At 69.7% G+C, this 9,279-nt stretch carries 8 protein-coding genes; 5 read left to right on the plus strand and 3 right to left on the minus strand.

Going from position 1 to position 9,279, the window contains the following annotated elements; all coding sequences use genetic code 11:
- Positions 1–533: PepSY domain-containing protein (locus x551_RS14845; protein WP_036249214.1), on the plus strand; the 533-nt coding region annotated here is incomplete at its 5' end.
- A gap of 63 nt (positions 534–596) precedes the next feature.
- Here x551_RS14845 and folC read toward each other — a convergent pair.
- The 3 genes from folC to x551_RS14860 all read right to left on the minus strand — a co-directional run bounded on the left by folC (position 597) and on the right by x551_RS14860 (position 4,985).
- Positions 597–1,943, minus strand: coding sequence for a bifunctional tetrahydrofolate synthase/dihydrofolate synthase (gene folC / locus x551_RS14850; RefSeq protein WP_081771346.1), 1,347 nt, complete (start codon positions 1,941–1,943; stop codon positions 597–599).
- A 29-nt stretch (positions 1,944–1,972) separates the two neighbouring features.
- The gene (locus tag x551_RS14855) at positions 1,973–3,658 is read right to left on the minus strand and encodes a formate--tetrahydrofolate ligase (RefSeq protein ID WP_036230586.1); all 1,686 of its coding nucleotides are present in this window, start codon (positions 3,656–3,658) and stop codon (positions 1,973–1,975) included.
- A 64-nt stretch (positions 3,659–3,722) separates the two neighbouring features.
- Entirely contained in the window at positions 3,723–4,985 is a 1,263-nt protein-coding gene (locus tag x551_RS14860; RefSeq protein ID WP_011830839.1) for a glycerate kinase, read from the minus strand.
- 241 nt (positions 4,986–5,226) lie between these two features.
- On the opposite strand from x551_RS14860, the gene glyA reads away from it, so the two are divergent.
- The 4 genes from glyA to x551_RS14880 form a co-directional block, all read left to right on the plus strand.
- Positions 5,227–6,492 (plus strand): serine hydroxymethyltransferase, encoded by a 1,266-nt coding sequence (glyA, locus tag x551_RS14865; protein ID WP_036230590.1) that lies wholly within the window; start codon positions 5,227–5,229, stop codon positions 6,490–6,492.
- Between the two features lie 67 nt (positions 6,493–6,559).
- On the plus strand, positions 6,560–7,807 hold the full coding sequence (locus x551_RS14870; protein ID WP_036230592.1) for an aminotransferase class V-fold PLP-dependent enzyme: 1,248 nt from the start codon (positions 6,560–6,562) through the stop codon (positions 7,805–7,807).
- Positions 7,808–7,944: 137 nt separating this feature from the next.
- Positions 7,945–8,895 carry a D-2-hydroxyacid dehydrogenase gene (locus x551_RS14875; protein ID WP_036230595.1) on the plus strand — a complete coding sequence of 317 codons (951 nt, stop codon included), beginning with the start codon at positions 7,945–7,947 and terminating at the stop codon, positions 8,893–8,895.
- A gap of 10 nt (positions 8,896–8,905) precedes the next feature.
- The coding region (locus tag x551_RS14880; protein ID WP_036249215.1) for an NAD(P)-dependent methylenetetrahydromethanopterin dehydrogenase at positions 8,906–9,279 on the plus strand (374 nt) is incomplete at its 3' end.

Consider the following 9,279-nt stretch of genomic DNA (forward strand, 5'->3'; position numbering starts at 1 on the left):
CCCCGCAGGCCGACGGCCTGGGGCTGGACCGCGCGCTGCAGATCCTTGCGCGGATGGGCGTGCCGGCCGGCACGCCGGTGCGCCTGCCCGACGGTCCGCGCGGTGCCTACACCGCGATGCGCTTCCCGGGCGACATCCGGGAGGTGCGCGTGGTCCATCTCGACCGCTACTCGGGGGCCGTGCTCGCCGACATCCGCTACGCCGACTACGGCATCGTCGGCCGCGCGACCGAGTGGGGCATCAGCCTCCACACCGGGCGCCAGTTCGGCTGGATCAACCAGCTCGTGATGCTGGCCGCCTGCCTGGCCATCGTGGTGCTGGCGGTCTCGGCCGTGGTGATGTGGTGGAAGCGCCGCCCCCACGGCCGGCTGGCAGCGCCGCCGCGCAAGGCGGGCGACCGGGCGGCCGCTGGCGCGATCGCGATCGCGCTGCTGCTCGGGCTGATCTATCCGCTGCTCGGGGCGTCGATGCTCGTCGCGCTGGTCGTCGATGCCCTCGTGCCCGCGGGCTGGCGAAAGCGCTACGGCTTGTAGGTCGATCGGCGAGGTCCTGTCCTCGATGCTGCGCGGCGGGCACGCCTGCCGCGCCACGCCGCATCAACTGCCCGCCGTCGCCTCCGCCTCGAGCTCGCGCAGCACCGCGGCCACGGTCGAGAACGAGCCGCACACCAGCACGCGGTCGTCCGGGCTGGCCGAGGCCAGCGCGTCCCGGTAGGCGTCGAGCGGCGACGCGCATAGGTGCACCGTGCGCTGCACCCGCGCGGCGTCCAGTGCCGCAGCCATGTCGGCGGCTGAGGCGCCGCGCCGCTCGGCGATGCCGGCGACGAACCAGGCGTCGACGCCGTCGCGCAGCGCCTGCGCGGTGCCGGCGATGTCCTTGTCGCGCAGCATCGCGAACACCGCGAGCGTGCGGCCCGGCACCGGGTGCTGGGTCAGCGTCAGCGCCAGCCGCTGCGCGGCATGCGGGTTGTGCGCCACGTCGAGCAGCACCTCGGGGGCACCGGGGTGGCGCCGCCAGCGCTGGAAGCGACCGATCAGCTGCACCTGCCGCAGGCCGCGGTGGATCTGCGCGGCGTCCACCGGCAGGGTGCGGGCCAGTGTCTCCAGTGCCATCAGGCAGGCGCCGGCGTTGTGCAGTTGCACGTCGCCGGCCAGCGCCGGCAGCGGCAGGCCGCCGAGTTCGCCGCTGCGGCGGCTCAGGGTCCAGGTGTCGCCGGGGTCGCGGCGCACCCGATAGTCGCGCCCGCTCTGCAGCAGGCGCGCGCCGAGGCGCCGGGCCTCCTGCGCGATCGTGGCCGGCGGCTCGGGGTCGGCGCAGATCGCCGGCCGGCCGGCGCGGAACACGCCGGACTTCTCGACCGCGATGCTCTCGCGCGTCGGGCCGAGGTATTCGACGTGGTCGATGCCGATGCTGGTGACAATGGCGCAGTCGGCGTCGAAGGCGTTCACCGCGTCGAGCCGGCCGCCCAGCCCCACCTCCAGCACCGCGGCGTCGAGGTCGGCCTCGGCGAACACGCACATCGCCGCCAGCGTGCCGAACTCGAAGGGCGTGAGCGGCGTGTGGCCGCGCGCGCCCTCGACCCGCGCATAGGCCGCGCACAGCGCCGCGTCGCCGACCGGTGCGCCATCGATGCGCACGCGCTCGTTGTAGCGCAGCAGGTGCGGCGAGCTGTAGACGCCGACGCGGTAGCCCGCGGCGCCCAGCACCGACGCGAGCAGCGCGCAGGTCGAGCCCTTGCCGTTGGTACCGGCCACGGTGATCAGCGGGAAGCCGGGCTTCAGGCCCAGCGCGTCGCGCACCTTGACGACGCGCTCCAGCCCCATGTCGATGGTCTGCGCGTGCAGCGCATCGGCGTGGGCCAGCCAGGCGGCGAGGTCGGCGCCCTGGCGCGGGCGGCGCACACGCAGTGCGGGCGCGGCGTCGGCGCGCAGGGGGGCCAGCATGGCAAGGGCTCCGGACGGTGAGGGGCCGCTCAGAACAGGCCGACGACCTTGCCGTCGTCGCCGAGGTCGATCTTCTCGGCCGACGGCACCTTGGGCAGGCCGGGCATCGTCATCACGTCGCCGCAGATCATCACGATGAACTCCGCGCCGGCGGCGAGGCGCACCTCGCGGATGTCGATCGTGTGGCCCGACGGTGCGCCGCGCGCACTGGGGTTGGTCGAGAACGAGTACTGGGTCTTGGCCACGCACACCGGGTAGTGGCCGTAGCCGGCGTCCTGCAGCTTCTTGATCTCGCCGGACACCTTGGCGCTGGCGTTGACCTTGGCCGCGCCGTAGATCTTGGTGGCGATCGCGGTGATCTTGTCCATCAGCGGCAGGGACTCGTCGTAGACGAACTTGAAGCCCGCGGCGCCGCTCTGGCCCTTCTCGACGATCTCGACCACCGCGCGCGCCACGTCCTCGGCGCCCTTGCCGCCCTCGGCCCAGTGGCGCGCCACGATCACCGGCACCTCGTGCTTCGCCATGCGGTCCTGCAGCAGCTTCAGCTCGGCCGGCGTGTCGAAGGTGAAGTTGTTGATCGACACCACGCAGGGCAGGCCGTAGTGCTCGCGGATGTTGGCGACGTGGCGCTCGATGTTGGCGATGCCCTTCTCCAGCGCGTCGAGGTTCTCGGTGTTGAGCTCCTTCACGTCGACGCCGCCATGGAACTTGAGCGCGCGGATGGTGGCCACCAGCACCACCGCGTCGGGGCGCAGGCCGGACTTGCGGCACTTGATGTCGATGAACTTCTCGGCCCCCAGGTCGGCGCCGAAGCCGGCCTCGGTGACCACGTAGTCGGCCAGCTTCAGGCTGGTCTGGGTGGCGATCACGGAGTTGCAGCCGTGCGCGATGTTGGCGAACGGCCCGCCGTGCAGGATGGCCGGGTTGTTCTCCAGCGTCTGCACCAGGTTGGGCTTGAGCGCGTCCTTCAGCAGCACGGTCATCGCGCCATGGGCCTTGAGGTCGCGCGCGGTCACCGGCTTCTGCTGGCGGGTGTAGCCGACCACGATGTTGCCCAGGCGCTCCTTCAGGTCCTGGATCGACGTGGCGAGGCAGAAGATCGCCATCACCTCCGAGGCCACCACGATGTCGAAGCCGTCCTCGCGCGGGTAGCCGTTGCCGGGGCCGCCGAGCGAGCAGGTGATGTCGCGCAGCGCGCGGTCGTTCATGTCGAGCACGCGCTTCCAGGTGATGCGCCGCACGTCGATGTCGAGCTCGTTGCCGTGGTGGATGTGGTTGTCGATCATCGCGGCCAGCAGGTTGTTGGCCAGCTGGATCGCGTTGAAGTCGCCGGTGAAGTGCAGGTTGATGTCCTCCATCGGCACCACCTGTGCATGGCCGCCGCCGGCCGCGCCGCCCTTCATGCCGAACACCGGGCCCAGCGAGGGTTCGCGCAGGCACACCAGGGTCTTCTTCCCGATGCGGTTGAGCGCGTCGCCCAGGCCCACGGTGGTCGTGGTCTTGCCTTCGCCGGCCGGCGTGGGGCTGATCGCGGTGACGAGGATCAGCTTGCCGTTCGGGCGGTCCTTCAGCGAATCCACGTAGTCGAGCGAGAGCTTGGCCTTGTAGTGGCCGTAGGGCTCCAGGTGCTCGTCGGCGATGCCGAGCTTGTCGCTCGCCACCTGGGTGATGCGCCGGAGGGTGGCTTTCTGGGCGATTTCGATGTCGGAGGCCATCTTGTCTCTCTCTCGTCTTGTGCGGGTGGGATGGAAGGAAAGCGGAGGCGCGCCTGTCGTCGCGTCACTCGATCAGGATCGCGCGGAAGTCGTTCACGTTGGTCATCGTCGGGCCCGTGACCACCAGGTCGCCGAGCGCCGAGAAGTAGCTGTAGCCGTCGTTGTTGGCCAGGAAGGCCGGCGCATGCAGGCCCAGCGCGCGGGCGCGCGCGAGCGTGTCGGGGCCGAGCAGTGCCCCGGCGTTGTCCTCGGTGCCGTCGATGCCGTCGGTGTCGCATGCGATCGCGTGCATGCGCGGGTGGCCGTCGAGCGCGACCGCCAGCGCCAGCAGGAACTCGGCGTTGCGCCCGCCACGGCCCTGACCGCGCACGGTCACCGTGCCCTCGCCGCCGGACAGCAGCACGCAGGGTGTCCTGCCCGGCTGGCCGTGCTCGGCCACCTGTCGGGCGATGCCGGCATGCACCAGCGCCATCTCGCGGGCCTCGCCCTCGAGGGCATTGCCCAGGATCACCGGTTGGATGCCGGCTGCGCGCGCCACGCCGGCCGCGGCCTCGAGCGACATCTGCGGCGTCGCCACCATCACCTGGCGGGCCCGCGCCAGGCGCGGATCGCCGGGCTTGGGCGTCTCGTCGTGGCCGCGGCGGATGTGGTCGATCGCCGCTTTCGGTTCGGTGATCGCATATTTGGTCAGGATCGCCAGCGCGTCGGCGCAGGTCGTCGCATCGGCCACGGTCGGGCCCGAGGCGATCACCGACGGGTCGTCGCCCGGCACGTCCGAGATCGTCAGCGTCAGCACCTGGGCCGGCGCACAGGCGGCGGCCAGGCGGCCGCCCTTGATGGCCGACAGGTGCTTGCGCACGCAGTTCATCTCGGTGATGTTGGCGCCCGACTTCAGCAACGCGCGGTTCACCGCCTGCTTGTCCTCCAGCGTCAGGCCCTCGGCCGGCAGCGCCAGCAGCGACGAGCCGCCGCCGGAGATCAGGCAGATCACCAGGTCGTCCTCGCGCAGACCCTGCACCATCGCCAGCATGCGGCCGGCGGCCGCGCGGCCCGCGGCGTCCGGGACCGGATGGGCCGCCTCGACGACCTCGATGCGCTCGGTCGGAACTCGGTGGCCGTAGCGCGTGACCACCATGCCCGACAGCTCGCCGGGCCATTGCGACTCCAGCGCCCGGGCCATCGATGCGGCAGCCTTGCCGGCGCCGATCACCAGCGTGCGCCCGCGCGGAAGTGGGGGCAGATGCGCGCCCAGGCAGCGCGAGGGCGCGGCCGCCGCGACTGCGGCATCGAACATCCGGCGTAGCAGGTCGGGACCCTGGGAAGGCATGTCGTTGTGCGACCGGTGGTCGGGGGTTGCGGTGGATCGATTTCAACAGACCGGCTCGTCGCCGGACGGCTTGCGAACGATGTTAGGCGCGGTGCGCGCCCCCGGTCATTGGTCTTTCTGAGCCGGTCGGCCAAAAAGACTAATGAGTCATTTCGACGACCCGCTCCTAGACTTTCCTCACGGTCTGCAGCGGCTTCCAAAGTCGCAACGGACCTCCGAATCAACCCGACTGGAGCCCGCCGTGTTCGATCCCTCCCTGCGCATTGCCGATACCGATCCCGAGCTGTGGACTGCGATGCAGCACGAGCTGCAACGCCAGGAAGACCACGTCGAGCTGATCGCCTCCGAGAACTACGTCAGCCCCGGCGTGATGCGGGTGCAGGGGTCGGTGCTGACCAACAAGTACGCCGAGGGTTATCCCGGCAAGCGCTACTACGGCGGTTGCGAGCATGTCGACGTCGCCGAGCAGCTGGCGATCGATCGCGCGAAGGCCTTGTTCGGCGCCGAATATGCAAACGTACAGCCACATTCGGGCTCGCAGGCCAATGCCGCCGTCTACATGGCGATGCTGCAGCCCGGCGACACCATCCTGGGCATGTCGCTGGCCCACGGCGGCCACCTGACGCACGGCGCGAGCGTGAGCTTCAGCGGCAAGCTCTACAAGGCGGTGTCCTACGGCCTGGAGCCCGAGACCGAGACGATCGACTACGCGCAGGTGGCCGAACTGGCCGCGACGCACAAGCCGAAGATGATCGTCGCCGGCGCGTCGGCCTACTCGATGGTGATCGACTGGCAGCGCCTGCGCGACATCGCCGACCGGAACGGTGCCTACCTGCTGGTCGACATGGCGCACTACGCCGGTCTGATCGCCGCGGGTGAATACCCCAACCCGGTCGGCATCGCGCACTTCGTGACCTCGACCACCCACAAGACGCTGCGCGGTCCGCGCGGCGGCCTGATCCTGTCGAACGCCGAGTTCGAGAAGCCGCTCAACTCGATGATCTTCCCCGGCATCCAGGGCGGCCCGCTGATGCACGTGATCGCCGCCAAGGCGCTGGCCTTCAAGGAGGCCGCCTCGCCGGCGTTCAAGACCTACCAGCAGCAGGTCAAGTCCAACGCCAAGGCGATGGCGAGGACGCTCACCGAGCGCGGCCTGCGCATCGTCTCGGGCGGCACCGAGAGCCACGTGTTCCTGCTCGACCTGCGCGCCAAGAAGATCACCGGCAAGGCCGCCGAGGCCGTGCTCGGCCGTGCGCACATGACCGTGAACAAGAACGCCATCCCCAACGACCCCGAGAAGCCCTTCGTCACCAGCGGCATCCGCATCGGCGCCCCGGCGATGACGACGCGCGGCTTCGGCACGACCGAAGCTACCGCGATCGCGAACCTGATGGCCGACGTGCTGGAGGCACCCGAAAACGATGCCGTGATCGCGCGCGTCGCCACCGAGGTCACGGCGCTGTGCCGGCGATTCCCGGTCTACGGCGCCGACGTCCACGGACTCTGATCGCGCGCACTTTCCCTGCACTTCGACGACCCACCGATTCCGAATCCCAGCAACCAAGGAGACTCACATGGCTGGCCGCAATTTCCTGTTCGTTCCCGGACCCACCAACGTGCCCGAGCGCGTGCAACGCGCGATGGTCGTGTCGATGGAAGACCATCGCTCGTCCAAGTTCCCCGACCTGACCAAGAGCGTGCTCGAGGACCTGAAGGCGGTCTTCAAGACCACCAACGGCACGCCGATCATCTTCCCCGCCACCGGCACCGGCGGCTGGGAAGCGGCGCTCACCAACACGCTGTCGCCCGGCGACCTGGTGCTGGCCTCGCGCTTCGGCCAGTTCAGCCACCTCTGGATCGACATGATCACGCGCCTGGGCTTCCAGGTGGAGACGGTCGAGTGCGAGTGGGGCGAGGGCGTGCCGGTCGAGAAGTACGCCGAGATCCTCTCGAAAGACAAGGGCCACAGGATCAAGGCGGTGATCGCCACCCACAACGAGACCGCCACCGGCGTGACCAGCGACATCGCCGGCGTGCGCAAGGCCCTCGACGACGCCAGGCATCCGGCGCTGCTGCTGGTCGACGCGGTCAGCTCGCTGGGCAGCATCGACTTCCGCATGGACGAGTGGGGCGTGGACATCTGCGTCAGCGGCTCGCAGAAGGGCCTGATGCTGCCGGCCGGCCTGGGCATCGTGTGTGCCAGCGAGAAGGCGCTGAAGGCGCGCGAGTCCTCGACGGCGCCGCGCTGCTTCTTCGACTTCGGCGACATGATCAAGGCCAACGCCACCGGCTACTTCCCGTACACGCCGGCGCTGCCGATGCTCTACGGCCTGCGCGAGTCGCTGACGATGATCAAGGAAGAGGGCCTGGAGAACATCTTCTGGCGCCACACCTACCTGGCCTCGGGCGTGCGCGCAGCCGTGCTGGACGGCTGGAAGCTCGGCCTGTGCGCGAAGGATCCGAAGTGGTACTCCGACACCGTGTCGGCGATCGTCGTGCCCGAGGGCATCAACGGCGCGCACGTGATCGACGTGGCCTTCCGCCGCTACAACCTGTCGCTGGGCGCCGGCCTGAGCAAGGTGGCCGGCAAGGTGTTCCGCATCGGCCACCTGGGCGACCTGAACGAGCTGATGGTGCTGGGCGCGCTGGCCGGCGCCGAGATGTCCATGCTCGACGTGGGCATCAAGATCGAGCCGGGCTCGGGCGTGGCCGCGGCGCAGAAGTACTTCCGCACCCACGACAACGTGCCCAAGAAGAAGGTCGCCCGCAGCGAGGTGGTGTATGCGTCGCAGTCGATGGGGTCGACCGAGGGCGCGCATTGATTGACCCCCCCCGTTGCGCCTGCGGCGCCCCCCCGAGGGGGCGCCGCAGGCGGACCGGCGGAGCCGGATCCGCGGCGGCCGCGCGGCTGGGCAGTGGTTGGGTGAGTGGGTGGTGATGAAGAACGATGGAGACTGACATGAGCCATTCCGTGGTGTTCCTGGACCGTGAATCGCTGAAGGCGAAGGTCCGCAAGCCGGCGCAGGCCGAGAGCTATGTGGAGCACGCCAAGACCTCGGTCGACGAGGTGGTCGCGAAGCTGCAGGGCGCGACCGTGGCGATCACCAACAAGGTGCCGCTGCGGGCCGAGACGCTGAAGCAGCTGCCGCAGTTGAAGATGATCGCGGTGGCCGCCACCGGCTACGACGTGATCGACGTGCCCTACTGCAAGGAGCACGGCATCGCGGTCGCCAACATCCGCAACTACGCGGTGCACACGGTGCCGGAGCATGCCTTCGCGCTGATCCTGGCGTTGCGTCGCAACATCCTGGCCTACCGGCAGGACGTGGAGGCGGGCGTGTGGCAGAAGTCGGACCAGTTCTGCTTCTTCACGCACGACATCGGCGACCTGCACGGCGCCACGCTGGGCATCATCGGCGAGGGCGCGATCGGCCAGGGCACCGCGGCGATCGCGCGTGGCTTCGGCATGAAGGTGCTCTTCGCCGACCACGAGCCGCCGAAGATGCCGGGCGTTGAGTTCACGCCCTTCGAGCAGGTGCTTGCCGAGAGCGACGTGATCTCGATGCACTGCCCGCTGACGCCGTCGACGCGCAACCTGATCGGGCTGGAGCAGATGCGCCGCATGAAGCGCAATGCGCTGCTGATCAACACCTCGCGCGGCGGCCTGGTCGACGAGGCGGCGCTGATCCAGGCGCTCGACGAAGGCCTGATCGCCGGCGCCGGCTTCGACGTGCTCACCACCGAGCCGCCGAAGAACGGCCACCCGCTGCTGGACGTGCGGCGCCCGAACTTCATCCTCACACCGCACGTGGCCTGGGCCTCGGACGGCGCGATGCAGTTCCTGGCCGACCAGCTCATCGACAACATCGATCGGTGGGCCGAAGGCCGACCGCAGCATCTGGTGACCTGAGGAGCCGGCGATGAAGAAACTGCTGTACCAATTCGACACCGACCCGCATCCGGCAGTGTTCGACAACGTCGTCGCCTACGACGGCGGCGCCGATCACGTGACGGCCTATGGCGGCATCACGCCGGCCAACGTGGGCGGGCTCGTCGACGGCGCGATCTTCACGCGCGCGCCGAAGGACAAGAAGAACACCGCGATCTTCGTCGGCGGGTCCAACATGGCCGACGGCGAGGCGCTGTTCAAGGCGGTGCGCAAGAAGTTCTTCGCCAACTTCCGCGTGTCGGTGATGCTCGACAGCAACGGCTCGAACACCACCGCCGCGGCCGGTGTGGCGTGGCTGGCGCACGGCCGCTCGCTGGCCGGCAAGCGCGCCGTGGTGCTGGCCGG

Origin of the sequence: Methylibium sp. T29, from assembly GCF_000576205.1 — a bacterium.
GTDB classification, from domain to species: domain Bacteria; phylum Pseudomonadota; class Gammaproteobacteria; order Burkholderiales; family Burkholderiaceae_C; genus Methylibium; species Methylibium petroleiphilum.